The organism is Terribacillus halophilus (genome assembly GCF_900101385.1).
GTDB classification, from domain to species: domain Bacteria; phylum Bacillota; class Bacilli; order Bacillales; family Amphibacillaceae; genus Terribacillus; species Terribacillus halophilus.
The window spans coordinates 209,068-235,922 of sequence record NZ_FMZB01000005.1 but is presented as its reverse complement, the minus strand read 5'-3'; the positions used below and the strand labels follow the sequence as shown (position 1 = coordinate 235,922).

Below are 26,855 nucleotides of genomic sequence, written 5' to 3'. Positions count from 1 at the left end.
CCCTGACAATTAGTGCTTGAAATGGCGCATATCCGTGTATACCATGGCGATGTTGTGCGCATTGCATACAGCTACAGAATCTTCGTCCCGCTTAGATCCGCCTGGCTGGATGATAGCCGTCACACCCGCTTTAACTGCTGCTTCGACTGTATCCGGCATCGGGAAGAAAGCATCCGATGCGAGCACTGCTCCCGCTGCGTTCTCACCAGCTTGTTCCAAGGCAATTTTTGCTGCTCCGACCCTGTTCATCTGACCAGCACCGACACCGATGGTCTGGTCATCTTTTGCAACTACGATTGCATTGGATTTCACATGCTTCACTACTTTCCAGGCAAACAACAAGTTCTTCAACTCTTCTTCCGTCGGCTTGCGGTCTGTCGCAACGGTCAAATCCGCTTCTGTTACAGTGCCTATGTCATAATCCTGCACAAGCAATCCGCCGCTTACGCTGACGACTTTTTTCGGCTGCTGAATCTTGTCTGCTGCAAGTTCCAATAGGCGGATATTTTTCTTCTCCGTCAATAATGCCATTGCTTCTTCTGTGAAGCCCGGTGCGATGACGATTTCCAAGAAAATTTCTTTCAGCTGCAATGCCGTATCTCTGTCTACTTCACGGTTCAGAGCTACAATGCCGCCGAAAATGGATGTAGGGTCTGCTTCGAATGCCTTATGGAAAGCACTTGAGATAGTTTCGCCAATGCCAACGCCGCAAGGGTTCATATGCTTGACCGCTACCGCAGCAGGCTCCTGGAATTCCATGACGATCTCCAATGCAGCATTAGCATCCTGGATATTATTATAAGAAAGCTCTTTGCCATGCAGCTGCTTCGCATTTGCGATGGAAGCGCCTTTGACGATTGCATCCTTGTAGAATGCCGCTTTCTGATGCGGATTCTCTCCATAACGTAAAGATTGAACTTTTTCATATGTGAGCGTCATTGTTTCCGTATCCTGCTCTTCATTTAATTCAGCGAAATAAGCCGCAATCATCGCATCATAGTTTGCTGTATGACGGAATACTTTTCCTGCCAGACGACGTTTCGCTTCATAGGAAAGTTCACCCTGCTGTAAAGCGGACAATGTCGTATCATAATCATCCGGGTCGACAAGGACCGTTACGCCAGCGAAGTTCTTTGCAGCCGAACGCAGCATGGTCGGGCCGCCGATGTCGATATTTTCGATCGCATCAGCTTCTGTTACGCCTGTTTTTTCGATTGTATTTTTGAAAGGATATAGATTCACCGCCACCAAATCGATTGGTGTGATATCGCGTTCTTTCAGCTGCTGCATGTGGCTTTCATCATCGCGTCGAGCCAATAGGCCGCCGTGGATGGCAGGGTGCAGTGTTTTGACACGTCCGTCCATGATTTCATCGAATTTTGTGACCTCAGACACGGCCACAGCCGGAATACCTGCTTCCTGCAGTTGTTTCAGGGTGCCTCCGGTAGAGATGATTTCATAATCCAATGCAGCCAAACCTTTGGCGAATGGGATGATTCCTGTTTTATCTGATACGCTGATCAACGCTCGTGGCATTTGAGTCATTCCTTTCTCGTTCTGTAAGTATGTATCGAATTGTTTCTGGATAAAGCCGATGCTCAATGGCTTGAATTCGTTGATGTAATGTCTGATTAGTATCTGTTTCCAATACCCGAACTGCTTCCTGGGCGATGATGCTGCCGGTATCCATCCCCGCGTCAACAAAATGGATGGTCACGCCACTTACTTTCACACCTGCTGTCAAAGCTTGTCCGATGGCATCCTTGCCGGCAAAAGCCGGTAATAAAGAAGGATGGATGTTCAGTATCCTTTCCGGATAAGCTTCCAGCAGTGTCGGTCCGATCAAACGCATATACCCTGCCAGAAAGATCCACTCGATCTGCTTTTCTCTGAGCTTTGTGAGAATAGCTTGCTCATAGGCTTGTTTATTCGGAAAGGTCTTTGGATCACAGACAAAAACTTCTATATTCCAATGTTTTGCCCTTGAAATAACAGGTGCTGCCGGTTTATCACAAACGAGCAATTCAATCGTGCAAGGTAGATGTGATTCCTCCACGATTGCTTCTGCGTTGCTGCCACTGCCCGAAGCAAATACGGCAGCCGGAATCATGCCGAAAACTCCACGCCAGATTTATCAGTCACTTCACCGATGATCCAAGCACTTTCCCCGACTTCCTGAAGAATGGAAATCGTCTGTTCCGCATCATCTCGGGAAACGATCAGCGCCATGCCGATACCAGTATTGAATACACCAAGCATATCCTCGAAAACAAGCTGTGCTTTTTCCATCAGGAATTCGTACACAGCCGGCAATTCCCAGCTGTCAGTCTGGATCCGCATGCCTAGATGCTCAGGCACTGCGCGTGGCAGGTTCTCATGGAAGCCGCCGCCGGTAATATGGGAGATACCATGGATGTAGATTTTCTCTTGGATAGCACGCACTGCTTTAGCATAAATTTTGGTCGGCTCAAGCAGGATTTCCCCCAAAGGACGATCAAATGGTGCATACACTTCATTCAGGCTGAGGTCGTGCTGGTCAATCAACCTGCGAACTAAGGAAAAACCATTCGAATGCAGACCGCTTGAAGCGATTCCGATAATCGCATCTCCTGCTTTGACATCGGCTCCGCTGATCAGCTTCGCTTTTTCCCCGATACCGACGACAAAGCCCGCCAAGTCATATTCATCCGCTCCGTACATACCCGGCATTTCAGCAGTCTCGCCGCCGATCAAAGCAGCACCTGCTTCGACACAGCCATCCGCGATACCTTTGACGATCTGCTCGATTTTTTCCGGTCCGTTTTTGCCGCAAGCAATATAATCAAGGAAAAATAGTGCTTGTGCCCCTTGGGCGATGATATCATTTACACACATGGCAACAAGATCGATTCCGACCGTGTCATGCTGATCCATATCAAAAGCAAGCTTCAGTTTCGTACCTACTCCATCCGTTCCAGAAACAAGCACTGGCTCTTTGTAAGAAAAGGACGATAGATCGAAAAGTCCGGCAAACGCGCCCACACCGCCGATCACTTCTGGTCGGTTCGTACGGTTGATATGTTTTTTCATCAAATCTACTGCGCGATAGCCTGCTTCGACATCCACGCCAGCTTGTTTGTAAAGTTCACTCATGCTTGCCCTCCTAACATTTGTACGCCGGAAGTACTGTATCCGGATAGATTTCAGTTGGATAGTTTCCTGTAAAGCATGCTTTGCAAATACCATGTGTCATCGTGTCGTTGTCTCCGACGATGCAATCTTCCAAACCTTCGACAGTCAAGAAAGACAGGGAATCTGCTTCAATCAGCTCACGCATTTCCTCAATGCTGTGGTTGGCAGCAATCAACTCAGATGTTGTCGACGTATCAATACCGTAGAAGCATGGATTTTGGATCGGTGGAGAAGCGATACGCACATGCACTTCCGTTGCACCAGCTTCCTTCAGCATCCGGACAATCCGTTTGCTCGTCGTCCCGCGTACGATGGAGTCATCGACCATGACAACGCGTTTGCCTTCGACAATCCCGCGTACGGCCGACAACTTCATCTTCACGCCTTGTTCACGAAGCTCCTGGGAAGGCTGGATAAATGTACGGCCGACATAACGGTTCTTGATCAAACCAAGCTCATATGGAATGCCAGAGGCTTCGGAAAATCCGATAGCGGCTGAAATACTTGAATCCGGTACACCTGTTACAACATCCGCTTCAATTGGCGCTTCCTGTGCGAGCACTTTTCCCATTCTTTTACGGGAAGCATGGACGTTCTGGCCGTTCAAATTAGAATCCGGACGGGAGAAGTACACATATTCCATCGAACAAAGCGATCTTTCAAGCGTGGAAGAAAAACGTTGTGTATGAAGTCCAGCATCGCTGATCGTGATTAATTCACCAGGCTCCACTTCACGAACGTATTCTGCACCTGTCACATCGAAAGCGCATGTTTCAGAGGAAACGACCCATGCATCACCAAGGCGTCCGAGCGACAATGGACGCAACCCCTTTGGATCAACAGCAACGAATAGCTGTGTTTCAGTAAGGATCGTCAGGCTGTAAGCACCTTTGACCATGCTGAGCGCCGATTTGATCGCATCTTCCAATTCTATTTGGCCGCTGCGTTTGATCAAGTGGGCGATCACCTCTGTATCAGAGGAAGTCTGCAAAATGCTGCCTTGTGCTTCCAGCTGCTGTTTCAATCCGTATGCGTTGACGAGGTTTCCATTATGCGCGATGGCCAAGCTGTCTTTTTGGGAACGGAACAGCAAAGGCTGTACATTCTCATAACCACCGCCCCCAGCCGTTGCATATCTGACATGGCCGATTGCCGCATTGCCGTTTAGCTTGTTGAACTGTCCTTCGGAAAACACTTCGTTGATCAGCCCGATGCCTTTGTGCAAATGGAGGCTTTCCCGGTCAGTCGTGACGATACCAGCGCCCTCTTGCCCGCGGTGCTGCAGGGCGTGAAGGCCGTAGTACGTCACTTCTGCTGCTTTCTCATGTCCCCAAATCGCAAAGACGCCGCATTCCTCATTCAAGCCTTTGATTTCAGCAAGCATGGGATAGCTCCTTTCCAAAGTGCTTCGAGTGTTGGTACTGCTTCTGAGATGATAGACTGTCCGTCTTGCTCTATTACAAGCTCCGCGTCTTGCGTCACTGATCCGATTTGCTTTGCCTCCGGGACTGCCTTTTCGAAAGCTACCTGGTTTTCTGGAGCAACTGTTAAAAGAAAGCGGGACTGTGATTCACTGAAAAGCGCCGCTGTTACGTCGCCGTCGATTGTTACCTTAGCGCCAAGCTCTGTGCCGAACAAGCTTTCTGCCAAAGCAACAGCAAGACCGCCTTCTGCAAGATCATGTGCAGATGCTATGAATCCTTGCTGGATGCCAGCTAGTACTGCTTGCTGATTGCTTGCTTCCACATCAAGATCAATTGCAGGTGCTTTGCCAAAGTAACGACCTTCCAGCACATTTTGCAATTCGCTTCCACCGAATTCAGCCTTCGTTTCGCCTAATAGATAAATAGCATCACCAGCTTGCTTGAATTGGCTTGTCGTTACATGTGCCAGGTTCTCAACCAAACCGACCATTCCGACAATCGGTGTCGGGAAAATCGCTTGCTGGTTGGATTCATTGTAAAGCGATACGTTACCACTGATAACTGGAGTTTCCAAAGCTAGACATGCGGCGGCCATACCATCGACGCTTTTTTCCATCTGCCAGAAGTTCTCCGGTTTATCTGGGTTTCCGAAGTTCAAGCCGTCTGTCAACGCAAGTGGCTTCGCACCAGAGCTGATGATATTACGCGCTGCTTCTGCGACAGCAATCTTGCCGCCAGTTTCTGGATCCAAGTAAATATAGCGGGAGTTGCAATCTGTCGTCATCGCAATTGCTTTCTCAGTTCCACGTACACGCACGATAGCCGCATCACTTCCAGGTGCGACGACTGTACTGGCTCCAACCATGCTATCATATTGATCATACACCCATTCCTTGCTGGCAATCGTCGGCTGCTGCAAAAGCTGCTTCAGCGTCGCTGCATGATTCATGACAGCTGGCTTATACTCGATAGTCTGGAACTCTGTGTAATAGTCAGGCACCTTTGATTCTTTATAATAAACCGGTGCATCTTCAGCCAGGCTGTCAACAGGAATTTCTGCTGCAACTTCACCATGATGCAAAAGACGGAACTGTTTGTCATCCGTTACAGTACCTACAGCAACAGCTTGAAGTCCGTATTTTTCGAATACTTCGATAATTCCCTGCTCCTCGCCCTTCTTCACGACAAGCAGCATACGCTCCTGGGATTCAGACAGCATCAGTTCATATGGGGTCATATGCTGTTCGCGCTGCGGTACAAGATCAAGATTCATTTCCATGCCCATACCAGCTTTGCTGGCCATTTCACTTGCACTTGATGTCAAACCAGCTGCGCCCATATCTTGAATACCAACAAGTGCTTCGTGCTGAATCACTTCCAAGCATGCTTCGATCAAAAGTTTTTCCATGAATGGATCACCAACCTGAACAGAAGGACGCTTCGATTCAGATTCTTCGCTCAAGTCTTCTGATGCAAACGTTGCACCATGGATACCATCGCGGCCAGTTGGAGCACCTGCGTAGATAACTGTATTACCGACACCAGCTGCAATCCCTTTTTGGATATCCTTTTGGTCGATCAAACCGACACACATCGCATTGACAAGCGGGTTGCCTTCGTAGCTTGCATCGAACTGGATCTCACCGCCAACAGTCGGTACACCGACACAATTTCCATAACCAGCAATACCGTGGACAACTTCCTCCAGCAAATATTTCACACGTGGTGTCGTCAGGTTACCGAAACGCAAGCTGTTTAAAAGCGCGATTGGCCGCGCGCCCATAGAGAATACGTCACGAATGATACCGCCGACACCTGTAGCTGCACCTTGGTAAGGCTCGACAGCAGATGGGTGATTATGACTCTCGATTTTGAATACAACCGCTTTGTCATCCCCGATATCAACGATGCCCGCGCCTTCACCAGGTCCTTGCAGGACATGCGGTCCTTCTGTCGGGAATTTACGCAATAATGGCTTGGATGTTTTGTAGCTGCAATGTTCGGACCACATAACGGAGAAAATGCCTGTTTCCGTGAAATTCGGCTGTCTGCCAAGGATATTCTTGACGGATTGAAATTCCTCATCTGTCAAACCCATATCCCGATACAAACGATCTTGTTCTATTTTTTCCGGACTGATTTCAGCTTGTTGTAACATACATTTCCCTCCAGTGTTGTAGTACGGATTGGAACATCGCCAGCCCATCGCTTGAACCGAGCAGATCCTCGACAGCTCGCTCTGGATGCGGCATCATACCTAGCACATTACCAGTCTCATTGACGATTCCGGCAATATCATCCCGGGAACCATTCGGATTGTTCTTGTAAGTAAAAACAATCTGATTATTTTTCTTGAGCTCTTCCAGCGTTCTATCGTCGCAATAATAATTTCCCTCACCATGAGCGATCGGAATTTGAATTTGCTGGCCTTTTTCATAGCCGCTTGTGAAAATCGTGTCGTCTCTTTCCACCACCAGTGTTTCATAATGGCACATGAACTTCAGCTTTTCATTTCGCAGCATTGCACCCGGCAGCAAGCCTGTTTCCAAAAGAATCTGGAAGCCATTACACACACCAAGGACAGGTGTGCCGGCTTCTGCCTTTTGCTTGATTTGGTTCAGGACATCCGATACAGATGCGATTGCACCGGAGCGAAGATAATCACCGTAGCTGAATCCGCCCGGAAGCAAGATAGCATCATAGTCTGCCAGATTCGCATTTTCATACCATACTAGATCCGCTTCTTCACCTAAACCGTCCTTGACTGCATGGTACATATCGCGGTCACAGTTGGAGCCTGGAAAAACAATGACAGCAAATCTCACGAGCGTACACCCTCCTCGACTGTATAGCTGTATTCTTCCATGACAGGGTTGGCAAGCAGCTTATCACACATACGCTGTACTTCCAGTGCTACATCAGCATCATCCGGCAGTGTCATTTCGATGTACTTCCCGACACGTGTGTCTGCTACATCCGGGAATCCATTCGCCTGCAATGCTTCCTGTACAGCCTTACCTTGTGGGTCTAAAACCCCTTCTTTCAGCGTGATAAAGATTTTTACCTTTTTCATTTTGCTGCCTCCAGTCGATTTAAGATTGCATCATATACGTCGATCAAGCTACCAAGGTCTTCACGGAATACATCCTTGTCCATCTTGCCGCCATTCTCTTTGTCCCAAAGCCGGCATGTATCCGGAGAAATTTCATCAGAGAGAAGAATGGAGCCGTCTTGGTCACGGCCGAATTCCAGTTTAAAATCGACCAGCTGCAGACCTACTCTGTCAAAGAACGTCTGCAGATGCTGGTTGACTTCCAATGCAGCTTGCTTAATAAAGGCAAGCTCTTCTTCATTCACATCCGTCAGCAATAATGCATGGGCATCATTAATGATCGGATCATCCAAGCTGTCATCTTTATAGTAAAGTTCTGTTAAAACGGGTTGGAAAACGGTCTTTTCCGGAATACCAAGTCTTCTCGTAATGCTTCCTGCTGCAACATTCCGAACGACCACTTCAAGCGGTACGATCGTCGTCTTCTTCACAAGCTGCTCTGTTTCGCTGAGCGGCTTGATGAAGTGCGACGAGATGCCCTGCTCCTGCAGGTATTCGAAAATATGGGTCGAGATAAGGTTGTTGTAGCGGCCTTTACCTTCAAAGCTTGCTTTTTTCTTCCCATTGAATGCTGTGGCATCATTTTTATAAGACAGCACGAGCTCTTGCTCATTTTCGGCTGATTGAAACACTTGCTTGGCTTTTCCTTCGTACAGCAATTTTCCTCTCACGTTCTCCACCCCGTTTGTCAGTATATTATTCTAGTCCGATCTTATGGAAAATCTGGTCTACATTTTTCAAGTGGTACGTATAGTCGAAGCAGTCATCGATTTCTTCCTGGCTCAGGAAGGCCGAGATTGATGTTTCTGCTTCAATAAGCTGTTTGAATTGTGTTTCTGTTTCCCACGCTTCCATCGCTTTCGGCTGCACGATATCGTATGCTTGCTCACGGCTCATGCCTTTATCGATCAGCGCAAGCAATACACGCTGGGAGAAAATGACGCCGTATGTGCGGTCGATATTGCGCTTCATGTTCTCAGGGAATACTGTCAAATTCTTCACGATGTTAGAGAATCGGCTCAGCATATAGTCCAGTGCGATTGTCGCATCCGGTAAGATGACGCGCTCTGCAGATGAATGGGAGATATCGCGTTCATGCCAAAGGGCAACGTTCTCGTAAGCTGTGACCATGTGACCGCGGATCAGACGGGACATGCCGACCATGTTTTCAGATCCGATCGGGTTACGTTTATGCGGCATTGCAGAAGAACCTTTTTGACCTTTTGCGAAGAACTCTTCCACTTCACGCGTTTCCGTTTTCTGAAGACCGCGGATTTCCGTTGCGAACTTCTCGATGCTAGTTGCGATCAATGCCAACGTGCCCATGTATTGTGCGTGGCGGTCACGCTGCAATGTTTGCGTGGATACTGGTGCCGGCTTCAAACCAAGTTTCTTCGTAACGTATTTCTCTACATACGGATCGATATTTGCATATGTACCGACCGCACCGGAAAGCTTGCCGTATTGAATCGTGTCAGCAGCAGCGTCAAAACGCTCCAGATTACGTTTCATTTCTTCATACCATAACGCCATTTTCAAACCGAAAGTAGTTGGCTCAGCGTGCACGCCATGTGTGCGCCCCATCATGACAGTGTGCTTATGTTCCTTCGCTTTCGCTTCCAAGATCTCGATGAAGTTGACGATGCCTTTACGGATGATTTGGTTTGCCTGCAGCAAAAGATAAGATAAAGCAGTATCGACTACATCTGTGGATGTCAGTCCGTAATGCACCCATTTCCGCTCTTCGCCCAATGTTTCGGAAACAGCGCGAGTGAAGGCAACCACATCATGACGTGTTTCCTGCTCGATTTCCAAAATACGATTGATATCAAAGGATGCATTTTCGCGCAATGCTTTTACATCGGCTTCCGGGATGATGCCTAGGTCACTCCACGCTTCGCATGCTAAGATCTCAACCTCAAGCCACGCCTTGTATTTGTTTTCATCCGTCCAGATGTTACCCATCTCTTCTCTTGTATAACGTTCAATCATGCTTTGTTTCCTCCTAGTGATCGTGTAAAAGCATCGGTTGTATCCAGTAAAGTCTCACGTGACGTTCCAACCATTGTGAAATGCCCCATTTTCCGTTTTGGCTTAGCTTCTTGCTTGCCGTAATCATGGATGTGGGCGAGTGGTCTGTCAGGCTGCTGCCAATACTGGTCCAGCTCTTCTCCTAATAAATTTATCATAACGGCGGCCCCGATAAAATGGACCGGCAAAAGCGGCAGTGCGCAGATGGCGCGGATATGCTGCTCGAATTGCGAAACCGTACAAGCTTCAATTGTATAATGACCGGAATTATGCGGTCGCGGTGCCACTTCATTCATATAAAGCTCATTGCCTGAGACGAACATCTCGACGGTAAAGGTACCGACAACTCCAGCTGCTTTTGCCAGCTTGCCAGCAGCATGACGCGCTTGCTCGGCTACTTCGTTCGTGATGCCGGCAGGTGCGATAGTCCGATAAAGGATGTGATCTCGGTGTTCATTTTCTGCTGCCGGAAAATACGTGATTTCTCCATCCTGTCCTCTTGTCAGCACTATCGATATCTCCTTATCGAATGTTAGCCATGATTCTACAATGCAGCGTCCATTTTGGCCGACAAAGGCAGCAGCTTCTTGCAAATCATCCTTAGATTCCAGTTTTAGCTGACCTTTGCCATCGTATCCGCCGCGGCAAGTTTTTACGACCGCTGGAAAACCGATTTCTCTAACTCCTGTCAGCAATTCCTTCTCGTCTGTCACAATCGCAAACGGCGCTACTGGCAGATCCAGCTCTCTCATGAGATTCTTTTCATTCGCTCGATCCCGGCTGATTTCCAATAGAAGGGAGCCCTGTGGAAGTTTCCCTTTTTCCTCCAGCAATTTCGCTGCATTCAAATCGACATTTTCGAATTCATAAGTGACGACATCACTTAAGCTCTCTAGTTTTCGGATAGCGTCCATATCATCATAGGCCGCTTCGATATGCAAGTCCGCCACTTGTGCAGCAGGACAATCAGGCGTTGGATCAAGGACGATGATGCGGTATCCCATATGCTTGGCTGCTGTTGCCATCATGCGGCCAAGCTGCCCGCCGCCAAGGATGCCGATGGTGATGATATTATTTGGTCGCAAGCTGATTCCTCATTTCTGCTACTTGTTCTTTCATCCCTTGCTGATAAGCTTTCAGCCGCCCAGCGATCAAGCTATCGTGGATGCCGAGGATTTGCACTGCCAAGATACCGGCATTTTTAGCTCCTGCTTTCCCGATTGCCACCGTAGCTACCGGAACACCACCTGGCATTTGAACGATTGATAATAAAGAATCCATCCCGTCCAGTGCCTTCGTCTGGACCGGGACGCCGATCACCGGCAAGGTCGTCTTGCTCGCAACCATTCCAGGCAGATGTGCTGCACCGCCCGCTCCGGCAATGATCACCTTCAATCCTCTATCCCTTGCACTCGACGCATATTCAAACATATCCTCCGGTGTCCGGTGGGCTGAAATCACTTCTTTTTCATAAGGGATGTCCAGCTCTTCCAATAGCTTGCATGCATGCTCCATCGTCTCCCAATCAGAGATGCTGCCCATGATGATACCAATCTCCGCCATCTTATCCCTCTTTCCTCTTTTTTGCCGTAAAAAAAGCCTATTCGCCCTCCCGCTAACTGAGAGAAGACGAATAGGCATACGGATATCGTAGGCTCATGATCATGCAGTCCATCTTCCCTCATAGTCCGCCATTTACGGTAGCAGGTAGAGACTTCCGGACCGTATTTCCGGAAATATATGAGGTACGATCTATAAGCACAGCTATGTGCTATGTTGTCAAAACTAGCCGTGTCTTTCATGCATGTTTATGATAACAATTCTGATACACATCGTCAATGAAAAAATCGAACAATGATTATTTTGTTATATTCAATGTTCGGTTTTTAACAGTTTTGTATCAAAACTGACTTTCTTTCCTACCGGTTCCACCTTCTTATCCCCATTCTCGTTCATTTCCCGGAAGATGGGTTCTTCTACTTTTCGCACTGGCATATAGCCCTCTGCTTTGATACGAGCAAGTAAAGCATCGATGGTCTCGTTCTCCCCGAGTTCAAAACGTTTCTTGGTCGGCTTCTTTTCTTTTGGCATTGCGGATACGCTCCCTTTTTACACTTTTCACCCAGAAACCGCCGAAAATTTGCCGCGGCTCATAGGCAATGATAAAGGCTTTCGGATCGATTTCCTTTATATCTTCATATAGCTTCAATTCATATTTACGCGGTGTCAGAATCTGCATCGCAAGGCGGTCCCCATCCATCCCATAGGCAAACCAGCTCGTGACACCATAACCTTTTTCGCGAAGTTTTCTCGTAAATTCAATACTTGGATCAGAAGAGATGACATTGACGGTGATATAGCCAAGTGCCAGCTTTTCCTCTATCTTTGAACCGAGGATGACCCCGATTCCAAAGCCAATTGCATAAGCGATCAGGTTCTGAATTTGGTCCAAGTTGTCCAACACCAACCCCAGACCAATCGTATAGATCGAAACCTCGAAAACACTGACGGATGCTGCTATATAGCGTCTCCCTTTTAATGTCAGGATGACTCGCAAGGTATTAAGGCTCACATAAACAATGTTGACGACAAATATGATCAGTAACATGACGATCGGTATTTCCAGCAACTCACTTCCTCCTTAATACTTTAAAATTGCTGTTTTCGCTGCATCAATAACCATACTGCTTACGTTTTTTTCTCCGGAATAAATGAATCGGTATCGCAATCAGGATGATCACCGCCATAATACTGGCTACTGCTGTTATTGCCGGGAAATCCTCTGCCCTGGCAGCAGCGATTGCAAAATACGCCCAAACGAATACCAGCGAGTAAATGCTATCACGGAATATATGCATAAAGCCAATTGCCAGGATTGTTCCGACAATCAGCAGGATGATGGTCCACACTTCCCCTGACAAAAGCCATCCTTCTATATTATCTACACCAAGCGACACAAATAAAATACCGACATTCAAAATAGTAGCGACGGATACCCAGCCAATATAGATAGAGAACGGAAACAAATCAAATTTCCGACGATCTGATGAGGTCGAGACGGTTTGGTACAAGATGATCAAGGAGATGAGCAGCGCCACCATCGGGATGATAGAGATGCTGAATAACTCATAATGGAAGCTGAATAGCCAGGCAATATTAAAAATGCAGCTGGCAATGAATGCTCCTGCAGCCTTTGCGTACCATTCCAATTCACGTGTAGACCGCAAAAATAATCGGATTACCCATATCAGAACGAATAAATAGATGACTCCCCAAATACTGAACGCATATCCTGCTGGCTGGAACAATACGCCAAGCTGGTCGGATAATTGCTGCATAGTCTTCCCTCCAAGAGGCAAGGCATTGGACAGATAATTGACGGCGATTGCTGCGATATAAGCCAGCAAGCTGAACCAAGCCAGCTTCACTGAACGATTACTCATGTAAATTCCTCCTCCTCGCCCACTGACAGACGATCATAATCTCTCGTAAGTATAATACAATTATACCCGCCACCGCCGCAATCAACGCACAAAGGTAAAATCCGACCATAAAACTGTCATTTTTCGCCCATAAAAAAGCCGCCCCAATCGGAGCGGCCTTCGTTTATGCCAAATAGATGAAGTATAACAGGAAGATGACGAACAAGAACCACATGACAGGGTGAATGTCCTTCACGCGTCCTTTAACAAGCAAGGTAAGCGGGTAGAAGATGAATCCAACCGCAATACCTGTAGCAATGCTTCCTGTCAGCGGCATCATGAGAATCGTGAAGAAAGCTGGTACAGCAAGCTCCGTTTTATCCCATTCGATTTCCTTCAAGGAAGTGGCCATCAGTACACCAACCACAATCAAAGCTGGTGCTGTTACTTCATTGGTTATGACTGATAACAGCGGGCTGAAGAATAATGCCAAAAGGAAACAAATCGCAGTGACGACTGCTGTAAAGCCTGATCTGCCGCCTGCGCCTACACCAGTTGTTGATTCGACATATGCAGTCGTATTGGAAGTACCAAGCACTGCGCCTGCCACAGTAGCACCAGAATCCGCAAGCAAAGCCTGACCTGGATTCGGAAGCTTGCCGTCTTTCATCAAACCGGCTTTCGTAGCAACAGCAACCAATGTTCCAGCTGTGTCAAAGAAATCGACGAATAGGAAAGTCAAGATGACAGTCAGCATTTGAATAGTGAAGATATCACCAAAATGTGCAAATGCTGCGCCAAACGTAGGAGCAAGACTTGGTACACTTCCGACAACGTCACCAATTGCAGTGGGCGGATCGATCAAACCGACAATCATACCTGCAGCTGCCGTAATGATCATCCCAATGAAGATCGCTGCGCGGAATCCAATAACCAAGAGAATTGCTGTAACAAAGATACCAAAGATAGCTAACAGTGCCGGACCGCTGTGGATATTTCCTAAAGCCACGACTGTATCCTCACTCATAACAATGAGATTGGCGTTCTTCAAACCGATGAAAGCAATGAAAAGTCCAATACCTGCACCGACTGCCAGCTTCAAAGTCGGCGGAATTGCGTTGATCAAAAGTTCACGTAAACCAGAAAGAGAAAGAATCATGAAAATCACACCAGAAGCAAACACGCCTGCCAATGCAGTTTGCCATGGAATTCCGTAAGTCAGGACAACGGTGAAAGCAAAGAATGCATTCAATCCCATACCAGGAGCAAGCGCTATCGGCAATTTAGCGAAAACACCCATGATCAGGGTACCAATTGCAGATGCGATTGCTGTAGCAGTAAAGATTGCACCGGCGTCCATACGGCCGCCATTTATTGCGCTGTCAGGCACACCTTGCAAAGTCAGCACATTCGGATTGACGAACAGGATGTATGCCATCGACAAGAATGTCGTGATACCGGCAATTATCTCGGTGCGGTAAGATGTGTTCAATTCGTCAAAACGGAAAAAACGTTTCATAACTTGTTACTCCTCCTGTTGCTTCGATTGGGCAGGATAAGCTTTCAAATAAAAAACACTTCTGCTTTAAAAGCAAGAAGCGTTCCTATCTACACCACATCTGCGTATGTAACTCAGAATGAAATGTCAGCGTAGTCAGGTTAATGACGGTAACCTGGTAGAAACTTATGGGCCATATTCCCAAAATTATACGAAGACGAAAATATATAGTATCAGTACTCTTTCACTATAAAAGCATCTTACCTGCTTCGTCAATGTTTTTTCGGTAAATAGACCCAATAATAGTATTAGTAATCGTTTCCATTTTATTCAACTGATGGTGGACCGTATCTTTTTTGCATGTTGTTCTTCGAAATAGGATTGAATGACAGCATGATCGGAATGCAGTACTGCCTCTCCTCTGACAATCTGGGCGCCATTGATCTGTCCGCCGGTGAGCAGGACAATATCACCTTCTTGACTGAGATCGAGCGCTAGTCGGATACCTTCTGTTCTCGTCTGGGCTGTTGACACATTCTGGACGCTATCAGAAAAACCTTTACAGACCGCATCAATGATGGCTTTGGGCTCATTAAACCCGGGATGATCTACGGACACGACAATCTCATCTGCCCGCCCCTCGATCGTCTGTGCCATTTGGGGCATCTTCCCGAAATCACGGATACCAACTCCCAAGATCATCACGATTAAACGCCGATACGGAATCGCGTTCACAGCGACCAACAGCTGATCCAATGCGGCCGGTGTATGGGCATAATCAAGAATGATTTTCCGATTGCCATACTGTTCCATCACTTCAAAACGCCCTTCAGGACTCTCCATTGCACTCAAAACATCCACAATCGCTTTCAAATCAAATTCGAGATGCATTGCTGTTCCGATTGCAGCAAGCAGATTAGCCACATTATAGTCACCAAAAATCGGTGCCTGAACGGCGTAAAGCTCCCCCTCAGCATGAAGATCGAATCGCGTACCATGCATGTCCGTCTGCCGATTCAATGCGATTAAATCGGCACCGCTCTGCTCCTTGAGGCTATATGTCACTATCTTCCCCTTATACATATCAAGGATAGCACGGGACATCCCTTCGTCATCGACATTCACGATTGCACAAATTGCTTGCTTGAAAAGTTTCAATTTCGCGTGCTTGTAATTATCCATCGTTTTATGATATTCCAGATGCTCCGGCGATAAATTAGTATGAATAGCAACATCGAATGTCATCGCTGCCGTACGTTTTTGTTCCAGCGCAATCGATGTCGCCTCCATGACAACTGCTTTCTCACCTTCTGCTTCCAGTTGTTTGAACAGCATATGCAAATCTGCGGATTCCGGCGTAGTAGGAGTGCTTTTGTGGAAGTCCAGTTTTTCTTTGGATGTGATGATACCGCATGTGCCAATCGAAGCGGTCCGCAACTGAAGCTGATTCAGCAGCGAACGGACATACGCAGCCACGGTCGTCTTCCCATTGGTGCCGGTCACAGCAATGGTCACAATTTTTTTCCAAACTTCCCCTGATAACAGCACTGCCATCTGCGCCATTGCCAGTCGGGCATCCTCCACGATAAGGAAGGTACGATCCTCATATTCGCTATAAAAAGATTTCAGCAAATCTTCATCTGTGCCGACGATGATGGAAGCACCTTTTGCAATGGCATCCTCAATAAAGGTATGCCCATCATGATTTTCTCCCTTTATACAAACAAATACGTCATTCTTTTTCACATGACGCGAATCAAATCGGACATCATTGGCGATCGTACTAGAAGCACCGTAAATCCGCTTAAATTCGACTTTATGCTGTTTCATCAAATTGATCATCATGGCTACCCCCTGTAATTCCGGTCCAAGTGTTTTCTTCTTTTGCCCGGAACCTGCAGCGGTTATACAATCCTTGGGGGGAATCATGAATCTGGAACTAGGCTATTCCAGATTCAACCATTGATTACCTGCTTTATCCACTTTATAATGTAAACATGCTACATCAAAGGTGTTGACATAAGTGAAGAAGTCTTTTATCGGCAGCCGTGTCCTGAAAACAGGGATTGCTGTATTTTTTACCGCACTAGTTTGTGAACTAGTTAACATAACACCAGCATTTGCGGTCATTGCCGCCATCGTCACAATCGAACCGACGATACATGCCTCCATCCAAAAAGGTTTGATACGACTGCCCGCCAGTATGGTCGGAGCAGGTTTCGCTGTCCTTTCGATCTTCTTATTCGGTGCTTCCCCGCTGACCTACACGGCAGCGGCTTTTTTGACAATTTTAGTCTGCTATAAACTGAAGCTGCATGCTGGATTGATTGTCGCGACGATTACAGCAGTGGCCATGATCGACGTGGAGCACACGAGTCTTTGGGCGGACTTTTGGGCCCGTCTCGGCGGGAGCATTATCGGAATCATCATTTCCACGATCGTGAACATGCTCATCTTGCCTCCTGATTATCTGAAGAAATCTCGCAATCAGCTGGAGTTGGTCATTGCACATACAAATCAGCTGTTACAAACATTTGTAGACTTCAGAATCAAGCAAGCTGAAGGAGATCAGCCGGTTCAAAGTTTGACAGGATCCTTTCACCAACTGACCAAAGAACGATTATTGCTGGAGCAGTACATACAGCAGCAGCAGCTGGAAATGCGTTATCATTTCCCGAATTCAAAAGCAAAAGCGCTGTTGGATAAAGAATCAGCTCTAACCGAAAAGTTGAAGCTCATCCATTATCATCTTTGGAATTTGATCCATGCTGGCCGGAGCGGCAAACCGCTGCATTGGAATGCGACACAGCGTCATCGCTTCATCGAAGCTGCGGAAGCTGTCCAAGTGAATCTGGACCATTGGATGAATCATGACAGTCCAACAGACGAAAGGCCGTTTCGGGAATTGTTCCAGCTGTTCTGGAGCATTGACATGCCGAAAAATACGGAAGATGGCTACTTTCCGATTGAAAGTATTTACTTGTATGAATTGCTATCCATCCATCAGCTCATTGAGGCCAAGCAACCCGAAAAACTCAATCTGGTTGTACAAAAAGAGGCCATGCTATCTGGTTGATAGCATGGCCTCTGGATATATTGAGATATTTCAATATGTATTCCCTTGGATTCAAGAAATCGATATAAACTGAATAGCAAGCAATTTTAATTAGATGCTAATATGAATCATCTCTTCACGATCGGGTACTCCAACCAATAACCATTTTTTTCCTTTTCATAGCTGGAGTATGACTTTTTACAAACATCATACCTTAATAATGGAATGATGTTACTTTTCACGGTTTCCCCATCTATATAAAAATGACTCGTTTTATCCCAAAAAGCTCTTCCCAGATAACTTTTATCATCCGCAACCTCTGCAGTAGATACATGACCCGCAATGATATCTTTCATGAAAATACCTGTTTCGGCAGGATATTTCCAAAAGAAATCATTCGTCTTCGTTGCATGCTTCCAATGCTCTCCATCTTCTTCACAGATACCAGCATGAACATATATTTGATTTTCTGTTTCGTAATACGGAAGCCGTGTATTTTTTTCAGAAAGCCAATTCAATAACCCTTCATGTTTCTCTTTCATCATTCGCACGATATAATGACTTATTTCATAGTAAGAGCCTTTTGTCATCACTGGCTGTTTTTCCATCATTTCAAACCGTTCTCCGGAAAAGAAACTTTTGATCGTAAGTAAGTTAAAATCGTGTGTAAGCCATCTTGACTTATCGTCTAGTGTTGTATACCAGTCAATGAACATTTTTTCATGGTTACCCAATAATGTGATCACTTGTTTTGGATACTGTTCCTCCAAATGTTTGATATGGTAAAGCACCCGGCAGCTGTCTGCACCGCCATCAACGTAATCTCCCAAAAGTATCAATTTATTTTCCTCACTGGTATCCAAATCAACTAAACGCAATGTATCCATCATTGCTTCGTAACATCCATGAATGTCACTCATTGCATAAAGCTTTGGCACTTACACTCCCACCTCCATAAGAAACAAGCCTATTTTATAGATTCTCCTTTAAAAAGAACTCTGTATTTTAGTATAAATTATTTTAGCTTCTTATTCCCACTCAATAGTATCTTGAGGTAAGAACCCTAATATAGTTCGAAATGAATCAGATTTTTCATTCGTATCTTCACCGTTATAAATAACTGCCCCCTCATTTGCCTTAATTAAGCCACAAATAATACGCATTAACGTCGTTTTACCTGATCCGTTTGGGTTTGCACCAAGCAAACCATAAACACCGATTCAAATACAACGGTAATATCATTTAATACTAGTATGTTTTCAAATTATTATTAATTTCTAAAGTCATATAAACCAACCTCCTCTAATTAATCTCTACATTTTTGTATAAATCCTTTAATAAAATTTCTTCCGTACTGTTTTTATATATAATCTGCAATTTGTCTTTATCTGTCAGTTTTTTTTCCTCTCCATTAGGCAGTAATAAGGTGTTTTCATCCAAAAATGTATATGTGATGTCAGTTCCATCTTGGAGGGAAATAGCTAATTCTGAAAACTGATTCAATTTTGTATCTGTAAGAATGTTCCAACTTTCGTATACGATAATCTGATTCCCATACTCTTGATCCCCATATTCTTTCTTAGCTAAAAGATATCGATTATCTTTTTTTGATTGAAAAGTGACTGTGACAATATTATCTTGCTGATGAATAGTTGTCTGCACATTATTTTCATCCGCTATCCACATATGGACAAAGAGAAAATAATAGCTAATAGATAAGACAAGAAAAAAAGATAACAGTGTCCCTATAATCATAAAAATCTTTTTTTGGCTTTTGGAGCGCACCTTTTTTAAATAGTCGATTTTTTTCTTCTCTTCTTTTCGTTCATTTATACGTTCAATGAATAAGTCTTCTCGCATTTCATTGACATACTCCTGGCAGTCCTCACATTGCTCCATATGTTGTTCCATTTGTCTATTCGTGTCTTCACTCGTTAAATTTTCGAGATAGTTTGGAACTAAATCTCTAAAAACATTATGATTCACCTGCTTTGTCACCCTTTCTTATTAGTTGTTTTGCCCGGTAAAATGTTACTCTCGCCCAATTCTCTGATTCTCCTAAAATAGAGCCGATTTCTTTAAAAGATAAATCTCCTAATAGCCTAAGATAAATAACTTCCCGCTTTTTCTCACTAAGCTGGTGTGTTTGTTTGAAAAAATGTATTTTATCTTCATTTCTAAAGTAATCTTCTTCCAAATCATAATATAGCGCTTTTTCATCACTTAATGATTCCGCCAATTGATGTCTTTTCTTTTCACGATTCAGTTCCTGTAGCCACACATTTTTCGCAATCGAACAGAGCCATGTAGAAAATTTCGCTTTTCCGTTATCGTGAAAGTTTTCGATGGACTTAATCGCCTGATAAAATGTCTCTTGTGTCATTTCTTCTGCAGATTGATAATCATTATTGGTTAGAGTTAATAAGTATTTAAAGACAAAGTCCGCATATTCTTGATAGACATCTTCTGTGCTCACCATTTACCTCCTTTTCATATATTGAGCAAGCGTCTAAAAAGTTTACTCATCTATTTATCCAAGAATGTGTTGATTCGTTACAATATTTTTTAATTTTTTTCTTTAAATTTTTAAAAGTTTAAAATAATAGAGAGGCTGAAACAAAAGTGTTTTAGCTAAATGAAAACCCGAACTATTGACGTGAATCTTGAAACAAAGATACGCGTAAGTTCAGGTTTTTTGACGTTAATCTATACCAGCGTAGGCAGAATGTGTGTCCCTTCCAATAGAGATGTTTAAAAACACAATTCATGTAATTTTCAAATAATAATAATAATAATCCCTACCAAATTTTATTTTTGGCAGGGATTTTGGCAGGGAACTATATTATTTTATACCAATTTGTCAATTTAAGATTAAGATAAACACTGTTAAATAGGCGTTCTCTCTTCAAATCAAGTTAGCTTCTTATTCCCACTCAATCGTTGCTGGTGGCTTACTTGTCACGTCATACACGACGCGGTTTACATGATTCACTTCGTTGACGAAACGTACTGAAATACGCTCCAGTACATCCCACGGGATACGTGCCCAGTCGGATGTCATGCCGTCGATGCTTGTTACCGCACGAATGCCCAGTGTGTAGTCATACGTACGCGCATCGCCCATTACGCCGACACTCTTGAAGCCTGGAAGCACGGTGAAGTACTGCCAAATGTCACGATCAAGACCTGCTTTTACGATTTCCTCTTGCAAGATCGCATCAGATTCACGGACAATCTCAAGTTTCTCTTCCGTAATCTCACCGATGACACGGATTGCCAGACCTGGACCTGGGAATGGCTGACGGTGTACGATTGCATCCGGCAAACCAAGCTCTGTTCCCAGTTCACGGACTTCATCTTTGAACAATGTCTTTAAAGGCTCGATCAATTCAAACTGCATATCTTCCGGCAGTCCGCCAACATTGTGGTGGGATTTGATCGTTTGAGCCGTTTCCGTACCACTCTCTACGATGTCCGTATACAGTGTACCTTGTGCAAGGAAGTCCATGTTCTCAAGCTTGGATGCTTCATCATCGAATACATAAATGAATTCATTACCGATGATTTTCCGTTTTTCTTCCGGGTCTGACACACCTTTCAGCTTGCCCAAGAAACGATCTTGTGCATGTACTGCAACTAGGTTGATCTTGAATTGATCACGGAATGTTTTCTCGACCATTGCACCTTCATTTTTACGTAACAAACCGTGATCGACAAAAATACAAGTCAGCTGATCGCCGATTGCTTTGTGGATAAGGGCTGCAACTACAGAGGAGTCCACTCCGCCGCTCAATGCGCAGAGTACATTGCGGTCACCGACTTGCTGACGGATTTTTTCCGTCTCCATCTCGATGAAGTTTTCCATCGTCCATTCCGCTTTTGCATGGCAGACGTCAAAAACGAACTGCTTGAGCAAATGGTTTCCGTACTCCGAATGACGTACTTCAGGATGGTACTGCACACCGTAAAGATTGCGCTCTTTATTGCTGATTGCCGCAACCGGGGTGGACGGGCTTGTTGCATCTACGCTGAAGCCTGGTGCTGGGTCCAATACTTTATCGCCATGACTCATCCAAACAAGCTGTTTTTCCGGTGAGTCCTTATACACGACAGAAGGGTTTGTCAGCGTGATTTCCGCACGGCCGTATTCGCGGCTGTCAGCACGCTGTACATTTCCGCCAAAATGCTGTGTCATCAGCTGCATACCGTAACAGATGCCCAATACCGGGATGCCAAGTTCGAAGATTTCTTCATCACAGCGGAAGCTGTTTTCGTCATACACACTGTGTGGTCCGCCGGAAAGGATGATGCCTTTCGGGTTCATCTTACGGATCTCATCTGCTGTTAGCTTGTGGGAATGCAATTCGCTGTATACACCGAACTCCCGGATCCTCCTTGTGATCAATTGATTGTACTGGCTGCCAAAGTCCAGTACCAATATCATATCTGTATCGATATCCAAAGTCTGTCCACTCCTTCTTTGTTCTCTAGATATAAGCAGGTCGGGTGCAGGCACCACATTTTACCTTTATCACGTCATGAAAAAACAGAAGCTGAATCCGCGCCGTGTTCAAGGCGGAATCCAGCAAAGTAACGTAGTCGGCTCAAGCCTTCATTGGATATCGGCAGCTGTCGCCGCCTCTTTCTGAAGGTGCTTATTGCCTCTTATTCTATCAATGTGCCTAAAATGGGTCAAGATGCCGCTTGTTTAATTAAATTTTCCCACAATTCGACGGCATTTATCCATGCAGGAGCACTTTTTTCGTTGCGATATAATATTCGTTCGTATTCGGCGGTCAGCTCGGACATATACTTATTGCCGAACTCCTCGTCGATAAGCTGGGCATATTCCCTGAGCGTCTGGCTCGAATGACGCTTGAAACCTTTATGCGCCAAAAGACGCAGCAAATAATGATAAGCCTTTCCATACGTTTCCTCAGACTGCTCCTGTCGATATTTCCGCACATAATAAGCTGTCAGCCATCTGTATCGAGTCAGATACAGGATAATTGCCAGCAGCAGCAGCAGCAAAGCAGACGGGATGATCCAATACAGTGGATGAACACTCGAGGCAGCAGCCGGCTGGTTTTCCTGTACCGGCGCTTCTTCTTGTTCCTCTGGCTGTTCTGGCGCTTGCTCCGGCTCCTCCTGTTCAGGAGGAGTTTCTGTTTCTGTTTCCGGAGTCTCACTTTCGGTATCTTCCTCACTAACGAAATCAGCAGGGTTGGTGAAACCTTGTGTGGGCTCAAATGGGACCCAGCCTGTATCCGGGAAGTACACTTCCACCCATGAATGGGCATTGGCATTCGTAACCATATAGGACGTCATGCCATCAGGTGTGGCAAAATTCGGATTGGTTGCCGCCTGACCTTCTGTGAAGCCTTTTACCCAGCGCGCCGGTATATCCGCAGCCCGCAGGAGAACGACCATGGAAGAAGAGAAGTTATCGCAATATCCGATCTTGCTTTCGAACAGGAACTGGTCGACATAATCCTGCTCTGATTCCGGGACAGGGATATCCTGCGTCCGGTATTGGAAACCATTTTGGTTGAAATATTGTTCGACGGCTTTTGCTTTATCATACCGTGTATCGGCAGAAGCAGTGATATCCTCTGCCAAATCACGTACACGATCCGGCAGATTGTCAGGCAACTGCGTATAGCGGTAATGGGTATTATCATCAATCATCCCGGAATCATTGCGCAAATCTTCGATGTTATACTGCGGTTCCTCAAAAGCTATTGTATAGTTTTCATCCGGATATTGCGCCCGATTGAACGTCTCCACGACACCGAAATCGGCATCAACCGCAGCAGTTACCGGTTCGCTGAAGAATGTCTGTACGCCATAAGGATATACTAGCCTGTCCAGCACTTGGTTTTGACTTGGATAAACGATGGCTTCCCGAGCCTCTGTCGCCACATCCTCGTTATAAAGTTCGATACCGACCGGCTCTCCGCTCTGAAAACTTTGCGGTGCTGTTTCTCTTGATCGCTCCCAGCCCTTGCCTGTATACACATCTTTACTATCGACTCGCCAGTAACCGCTTGCTTCTGTCGATGTCCAAAAAGCAAGTGTGTTATCCTGCATAAAAGGTCCGCCCAGTTGGGAATCATCTTCTCCATATCCGACTTTTTGGATGCCGCCTTCCCCTTCATCTTCATTATTGCTGTTTGTCATTGTCTGGATGAATGGGACTGGATCCGCCCATTGCGGCGGCAGTTTCGGCGCTGCATACCCGACTGCAGCTGATACAGCAAGAATGACCAGGAGCGGGACGGTCCACAGCAGTATTTGCTTTGGAAACAGCCTCTTTTCCCCGCCTTGATAAAGTCTTGCAAAAGCAGAGATACCTAGCGCAAAAAAGCTGACCAGAAAGACACGGACGACAGCTCCGCTGCCATCATACGGTGTGAATGTATCCAGTATCCCGATGTATAGGAATGTCATGATGATGAAAAAGAAAATACGGTTGGCGATAATGAACCAGTAATAAAGCAGATAGCTCATCAGCCAGAGCAGGATCAAAAACAGCAATGTCCTGAAAAATGGAGTGAGCGATACAAATTCGCCAGTAAACAACAATTGCAGATTTGCTGGCAGTTCTGTCTGGATGAATGACAGCAACCCTCCCGATACCAGGTTTTCTTCCATCAGGAATATTTGCAGCACGATCATCAACGCGACAAGCTTCAGCACGAAACTGAGCCACCAGCGCATTCGGATAGCTGACAGCAGGAAACAGACCGCAGTGAAAATTACGAAAATCGGTAAATTGCCTGTATCGCTGATCTGATCCAGCGGCCGAAGCCATTCCCAAAACAAAAGGAACCCACAGACATATATCACATAGCGGACCCACAGCATTTGCTGGTCTTTCTTACGCATTTCGCTGCACCTCCGTTCGGGCAGTCTTTTGTATCGGGTAGATATCCAGCTGATGCCCAAGCTGGCGGACTCCTTGCAAAAGGTTCTTCTCCTTTGTACCAAGTTCCGCATCATGGCAGATGTATAACACAGTCAATACATAGCCGTTTTGTCTTAACTTGCGCATCAATGACAGATCCCCGCCATCCAAGCCGGTTGTCACATAATACACAGTCGCCCCCTTCGGCTGCCGGGACAGCTCCGCTGCCAATGCTTCAAGACGCGGCGGGTCCACCTCTTGACGTACGGTAGTCAAATACTGCTGGACCCGCAGAAGCTGGGCACTGCCCATTGATGCAGGCAGCCATTTGGCGGTTTGGCCGAGACTCATGAAGCCGACTTGCTCATTTCTCTTTTTCAGCTTCCGATAGACAGAAAAGGCAATGATAATTGCATATTCAAACAGATCATCTGCCAGCTGAGCCACTCTTCTGTCCAATACAACAAGCACATCCGCACTTTTTTCCTGCTCGAATTCCTTCGTCATCATACCCTGCTTTCTTGCTGATGCTTTCCAGTCAATCCAGCTGAATCGATCACCCGGCGTGTACTCACGGATTCCAGAAACGACACTAGTCTGCTTCGATCGCGGAGCATAAGCAATCGCAGCCCCTTCTTCAAACACACTATTCGGATTGCCGACCATTATCTCCCTTTCAGCTGGATAGACATGCAGCTGCTGCCTGTTATCGAACACCGCTTCTTTTTCAACGAGCTGGAATGGATCGCCAGTACGAAGGCGAATTTGATAGAAGCTGTGCTCTCCGCGAGGTAGCCTGTCCAGAACATATTGGATATGCAGATGCCTGCGGAACCAAGGAAACAGGATACGCTGCTTTATTCGTCTCGACTCGGCAGGCTGGAATGTTCCGTCCGATCTGCTCATTTTCAACAACGTCTTATCAAATAAATCTTCCATCTGCAAATACACTAGCGGAAACGGAAAACCCCGGGTCAGCGTGATATCGACAGTCACTTCTCCGCCGCTTTTGATAGATGACTTCGAGAGTGTTCTTTCCACTTTCCACTTGCCAAGGGGATATGCCAATACAAGCAGCACATAGAACAAAATTGGTACATAAGCGTAAAACAAGAACCAACTGACAAAACCACCTTGAAACATGCTGTAGCAAAACAGGATGATAGCCAGCAAAAAAATGCTCACAAGCTTGAAAGCAAAGCGCAGCTTATCTTTCATGTACAGATTCCTTCTCTACTGGTACCTCCACTGTTTCGAGCAGCCGCTGGACAAGCCGTTCTGGCGTCAAACCATCATAACGTGCCTCTGAACGCAACAGAATCCGATGTCCTAGCACAAATGGCGCCAATATCTGCACATCATCCGGTATGCAATAATCGCGGCCATGGATGAATGCATACGCCTTGGCAGCCCGCATCATGGCGATGGAACCGCGGGGACTCAGTCCTAAATAAACATCAGGATGTTTGCGCGATATTTGCGCTAAATCCACAATATACTGCTGTATTTGCGGATCGACATATACATTTGCCACCGCTTCTTGCATGCTTAATAAGTCTGATTTTGTCATGACAGGTTCAACACTGCCGATTGGGTGCTTGGCTGTGACTGCATCCAGCATCTGCATTTCTTCTTGGGCATTCGGATAGCCCATCCGGATTTTTAGGAGGAAGCGATCCAATTGGGCTTCCGGCAGCGGATAAGTACCTTCATAGTCGACTGGATTCTGGGTCGCCATGACAAAGAACGGATCAGCCAGCGGCAGAGCATTACCTTCCACTGTGATATTCTTCTCCTCCATTGCCTCAAGCATTGCAGACTGCGTCTTCGGAGATGTCCGATTGATCTCATCGGCAAGTACGATATTCCCTAAAATCGGCCCAGGACGGAATTCGAATTCAAGCGTTTTCGGATTATATATCGAAACACCCGTCACATCCGACGGCAAGAGATCTGGAGTGAACTGGATACGCTTGAAATCACAATCGACAGAACGGGCTAGGGAACGGACTAGCATCGTCTTCCCGACACCGGGAACATCCTCCAATAGGACATGCCCCCCTGCCAGCAGTGCTGTCAAGCTAAGTACTACCGGCTCTTCTTTGCCGATGATCACTTTATTGATATTCTCTATGATCCGCGATACCGCAGGATGATAGATTGATAGTTTTGTCATACAAGCATTCCCTTCAAAATGGATTCGACAGAAAATTTTGGACAAGTGTTCCTTTTATG

25 protein-coding genes and 2 riboswitches are annotated in these 26,855 nt (G+C 45.9%); of the genes, 1 reads left to right on the top strand and 24 read right to left on the bottom strand.

The window, feature by feature from the left end; translation table 11 throughout:
• Nucleotides 1-9 precede the first annotated feature (9 nt).
• From purH to BLQ53_RS10815, 16 genes are all read right to left on the bottom strand, one after another.
• The gene (gene purH, locus BLQ53_RS10890; protein ID WP_244499329.1) at nt 10-1,536 is read right to left on the bottom strand and encodes a bifunctional phosphoribosylaminoimidazolecarboxamide formyltransferase/IMP cyclohydrolase; all 1,527 of its coding nucleotides are present in this window, start codon (nt 1,534-1,536) and stop codon (nt 10-12) included.
• Nucleotides 1,505-2,110 (bottom strand): phosphoribosylglycinamide formyltransferase, encoded by a 606-nt coding sequence (gene purN, locus BLQ53_RS10885; protein WP_093727339.1) that lies wholly within the window; start codon nt 2,108-2,110, stop codon nt 1,505-1,507. The genes purH and purN overlap by 32 nt, the downstream gene beginning before the upstream one ends.
• On the bottom strand, nt 2,107-3,132 hold the full coding sequence (gene purM, locus BLQ53_RS10880; RefSeq protein ID WP_093727338.1) for a phosphoribosylformylglycinamidine cyclo-ligase: 1,026 nt from the start codon (nt 3,130-3,132) through the stop codon (nt 2,107-2,109). Before purM ends, purN begins: the two co-directional genes overlap by 4 nt.
• 10 nt (nt 3,133-3,142) lie before the next feature.
• Nucleotides 3,143-4,555, bottom strand: a complete 1,413-nt coding sequence (gene purF / locus BLQ53_RS10875; RefSeq protein ID WP_093727337.1) for an amidophosphoribosyltransferase — start codon at nt 4,553-4,555, stop codon at nt 3,143-3,145.
• Complete coding sequence (purL, locus tag BLQ53_RS10870) at nt 4,531-6,753, bottom strand: phosphoribosylformylglycinamidine synthase subunit PurL (RefSeq protein WP_093727336.1); 2,223 nt, start codon at nt 6,751-6,753, stop codon at nt 4,531-4,533. The genes purF and purL overlap by 25 nt, the downstream gene beginning before the upstream one ends.
• Nucleotides 6,737-7,420 carry a phosphoribosylformylglycinamidine synthase subunit PurQ gene (gene purQ / locus BLQ53_RS10865; RefSeq protein WP_093727335.1) on the bottom strand — a complete coding sequence of 228 codons (684 nt, stop codon included), beginning with the start codon at nt 7,418-7,420 and terminating at the stop codon, nt 6,737-6,739. Before purQ ends, purL begins: the two co-directional genes overlap by 17 nt.
• The gene (gene purS, locus BLQ53_RS10860) at nt 7,417-7,668 is read right to left on the bottom strand and encodes a phosphoribosylformylglycinamidine synthase subunit PurS (protein WP_093727334.1); all 252 of its coding nucleotides are present in this window, start codon (nt 7,666-7,668) and stop codon (nt 7,417-7,419) included. The genes purQ and purS overlap by 4 nt, the downstream gene beginning before the upstream one ends.
• Nucleotides 7,665-8,378, bottom strand: coding sequence for a phosphoribosylaminoimidazolesuccinocarboxamide synthase (gene purC, locus BLQ53_RS10855; protein ID WP_093727333.1), 714 nt, complete (start codon nt 8,376-8,378; stop codon nt 7,665-7,667). The genes purS and purC overlap by 4 nt, the downstream gene beginning before the upstream one ends.
• Before the next feature lie 25 nt (nt 8,379-8,403).
• A complete protein-coding gene (gene purB, locus BLQ53_RS10850; RefSeq protein ID WP_093727332.1) occupies nt 8,404-9,699 on the bottom strand; it encodes an adenylosuccinate lyase in 1,296 nt (431 codons plus the stop codon).
• Entirely contained in the window at nt 9,696-10,823 is a 1,128-nt protein-coding gene (gene purK, locus BLQ53_RS10845) for a 5-(carboxyamino)imidazole ribonucleotide synthase (RefSeq protein WP_093727331.1), read from the bottom strand. Before purK ends, purB begins: the two co-directional genes overlap by 4 nt.
• Nucleotides 10,810-11,301 (bottom strand): 5-(carboxyamino)imidazole ribonucleotide mutase, encoded by a 492-nt coding sequence (gene purE / locus BLQ53_RS10840; RefSeq protein ID WP_093727330.1) that lies wholly within the window; start codon nt 11,299-11,301, stop codon nt 10,810-10,812. Before purE ends, purK begins: the two co-directional genes overlap by 14 nt.
• A gap of 101 nt (nt 11,302-11,402) precedes the next feature.
• A riboswitch (purine riboswitch) is annotated at nt 11,403-11,502 on the bottom strand.
• 108 nt (nt 11,503-11,610) lie between these two features.
• Nucleotides 11,611-11,829 carry an NETI motif-containing protein gene (locus tag BLQ53_RS10835; protein ID WP_093727329.1) on the bottom strand — a complete coding sequence of 73 codons (219 nt, stop codon included), beginning with the start codon at nt 11,827-11,829 and terminating at the stop codon, nt 11,611-11,613.
• Nucleotides 11,792-12,367, bottom strand: a complete 576-nt coding sequence (locus BLQ53_RS10830; RefSeq protein ID WP_093727328.1) for a DUF2179 domain-containing protein — start codon at nt 12,365-12,367, stop codon at nt 11,792-11,794. The genes BLQ53_RS10835 and BLQ53_RS10830 overlap by 38 nt, the downstream gene beginning before the upstream one ends.
• A 43-nt stretch (nt 12,368-12,410) precedes the next feature.
• Nucleotides 12,411-13,181: a tryptophan-rich sensory protein gene (locus BLQ53_RS10825; RefSeq protein ID WP_093727327.1), complete on the bottom strand. Its 771-nt coding sequence runs from the start codon at nt 13,179-13,181 to the stop codon at nt 12,411-12,413.
• Between the two features lie 163 nt (nt 13,182-13,344).
• A complete protein-coding gene (locus tag BLQ53_RS10820) occupies nt 13,345-14,679 on the bottom strand; it encodes an NCS2 family permease (RefSeq protein WP_093727326.1) in 1,335 nt (444 codons plus the stop codon).
• A gap of 112 nt (nt 14,680-14,791) precedes the next feature.
• Nucleotides 14,792-14,893: riboswitch (purine riboswitch) on the bottom strand.
• A 95-nt stretch (nt 14,894-14,988) separates the two neighbouring features.
• Nucleotides 14,989-16,500, bottom strand: coding sequence for a UDP-N-acetylmuramoyl-L-alanyl-D-glutamate--2,6-diaminopimelate ligase (locus BLQ53_RS10815; RefSeq protein ID WP_244499328.1), 1,512 nt, complete (start codon nt 16,498-16,500; stop codon nt 14,989-14,991).
• 181 nt (nt 16,501-16,681) lie between these two features.
• Here BLQ53_RS10815 and BLQ53_RS10810 point away from each other — a divergent pair, with 181 nt between their 5' ends.
• A complete protein-coding gene (locus tag BLQ53_RS10810) occupies nt 16,682-17,734 on the top strand; it encodes an FUSC family protein (RefSeq protein WP_093727324.1) in 1,053 nt (350 codons plus the stop codon).
• A gap of 107 nt (nt 17,735-17,841) precedes the next feature.
• Here BLQ53_RS10810 and BLQ53_RS10805 read toward each other — a convergent pair whose 3' ends face one another.
• From BLQ53_RS10805 to BLQ53_RS10770, 8 genes are all read right to left on the bottom strand, one after another.
• Entirely contained in the window at nt 17,842-18,651 is an 810-nt protein-coding gene (locus tag BLQ53_RS10805; RefSeq protein ID WP_093727323.1) for a metallophosphoesterase, read from the bottom strand.
• Nucleotides 18,652-18,741: 90 nt separating this feature from the next.
• Nucleotides 18,742-18,918, bottom strand: coding sequence for an ATP-binding cassette domain-containing protein (locus BLQ53_RS19445; protein ID WP_212733364.1), 177 nt, complete (start codon nt 18,916-18,918; stop codon nt 18,742-18,744).
• 97 nt (nt 18,919-19,015) lie between these two features.
• Nucleotides 19,016-19,699: an anti-sigma factor family protein gene (locus tag BLQ53_RS10795; protein WP_093727322.1), complete on the bottom strand. Its 684-nt coding sequence runs from the start codon at nt 19,697-19,699 to the stop codon at nt 19,016-19,018.
• Nucleotides 19,689-20,189 carry an RNA polymerase sigma factor gene (locus BLQ53_RS10790; RefSeq protein WP_093727321.1) on the bottom strand — a complete coding sequence of 167 codons (501 nt, stop codon included), beginning with the start codon at nt 20,187-20,189 and terminating at the stop codon, nt 19,689-19,691. Before BLQ53_RS10790 ends, BLQ53_RS10795 begins: the two co-directional genes overlap by 11 nt.
• A gap of 447 nt (nt 20,190-20,636) precedes the next feature.
• Nucleotides 20,637-22,157 (bottom strand): glutamine-hydrolyzing GMP synthase, encoded by a 1,521-nt coding sequence (gene guaA / locus BLQ53_RS10785; RefSeq protein ID WP_093727386.1) that lies wholly within the window; start codon nt 22,155-22,157, stop codon nt 20,637-20,639.
• Nucleotides 22,158-22,405: 248 nt separating this feature from the next.
• Complete coding sequence (locus BLQ53_RS10780; protein ID WP_170829661.1) at nt 22,406-24,601, bottom strand: DUF4129 domain-containing transglutaminase family protein; 2,196 nt, start codon at nt 24,599-24,601, stop codon at nt 22,406-22,408.
• Nucleotides 24,594-25,838, bottom strand: coding sequence for a DUF58 domain-containing protein (locus BLQ53_RS10775; protein ID WP_093727319.1), 1,245 nt, complete (start codon nt 25,836-25,838; stop codon nt 24,594-24,596). The genes BLQ53_RS10780 and BLQ53_RS10775 overlap by 8 nt, the downstream gene beginning before the upstream one ends.
• On the bottom strand, nt 25,828-26,796 hold the full coding sequence (locus BLQ53_RS10770) for an AAA family ATPase (protein WP_093727318.1): 969 nt from the start codon (nt 26,794-26,796) through the stop codon (nt 25,828-25,830). The genes BLQ53_RS10775 and BLQ53_RS10770 overlap by 11 nt, the downstream gene beginning before the upstream one ends.
• Between the last annotated feature and the right edge of the window lie 59 nt (nt 26,797-26,855).

Excerpts from the sequence above, each read along its gene's own strand:
- BLQ53_RS10820 (WP_093727326.1), bottom strand. The coding sequence starts at position 14,679 with ATGAAACGTTTTTTCCGTTTTGACGAATTGAACACATCTTACCGCACC.
- purL (WP_093727336.1), bottom strand. The coding sequence starts at position 6,753 with ATGTTACAACAAGCTGAAATCAGTCCGGAAAAAATAGAACAAGATCGT.
- BLQ53_RS10775 (WP_093727319.1), bottom strand. The coding sequence starts at position 25,838 with ATGAAAGATAAGCTGCGCTTTGCTTTCAAGCTTGTGAGCATTTTTTTG.
- purS (WP_093727334.1), bottom strand. The coding sequence starts at position 7,668 with ATGAAAAAGGTAAAAATCTTTATCACGCTGAAAGAAGGGGTTTTAGAC.
- BLQ53_RS10825 (WP_093727327.1), bottom strand. The coding sequence starts at position 13,181 with ATGAGTAATCGTTCAGTGAAGCTGGCTTGGTTCAGCTTGCTGGCTTAT.
- purH (WP_244499329.1), bottom strand. The coding sequence starts at position 1,536 with ATGCCACGAGCGTTGATCAGCGTATCAGATAAAACAGGAATCATCCCA.
- BLQ53_RS10780 (WP_170829661.1), bottom strand. The coding sequence starts at position 24,601 with ATGCGTAAGAAAGACCAGCAAATGCTGTGGGTCCGCTATGTGATATAT.
- BLQ53_RS10770 (WP_093727318.1), bottom strand. The coding sequence starts at position 26,796 with ATGACAAAACTATCAATCTATCATCCTGCGGTATCGCGGATCATAGAG.
- guaA (WP_093727386.1), bottom strand. The coding sequence starts at position 22,157 with ATGATATTGGTACTGGACTTTGGCAGCCAGTACAATCAATTGATCACA.
- purF (WP_093727337.1), bottom strand. The coding sequence starts at position 4,555 with ATGCTTGCTGAAATCAAAGGCTTGAATGAGGAATGCGGCGTCTTTGCG.
- purN (WP_093727339.1), bottom strand. The coding sequence starts at position 2,110 with ATGATTCCGGCTGCCGTATTTGCTTCGGGCAGTGGCAGCAACGCAGAA.
- purM (WP_093727338.1), bottom strand. The coding sequence starts at position 3,132 with ATGAGTGAACTTTACAAACAAGCTGGCGTGGATGTCGAAGCAGGCTAT.
- purB (WP_093727332.1), bottom strand. The coding sequence starts at position 9,699 with ATGATTGAACGTTATACAAGAGAAGAGATGGGTAACATCTGGACGGAT.
- purE (WP_093727330.1), bottom strand. The coding sequence starts at position 11,301 with ATGGCGGAGATTGGTATCATCATGGGCAGCATCTCTGATTGGGAGACG.
- BLQ53_RS10815 (WP_244499328.1), bottom strand. The coding sequence starts at position 16,500 with ATGATCAATTTGATGAAACAGCATAAAGTCGAATTTAAGCGGATTTAC.
- BLQ53_RS10835 (WP_093727329.1), bottom strand. The coding sequence starts at position 11,829 with ATGCCAAAAGAAAAGAAGCCGACCAAGAAACGTTTTGAACTCGGGGAG.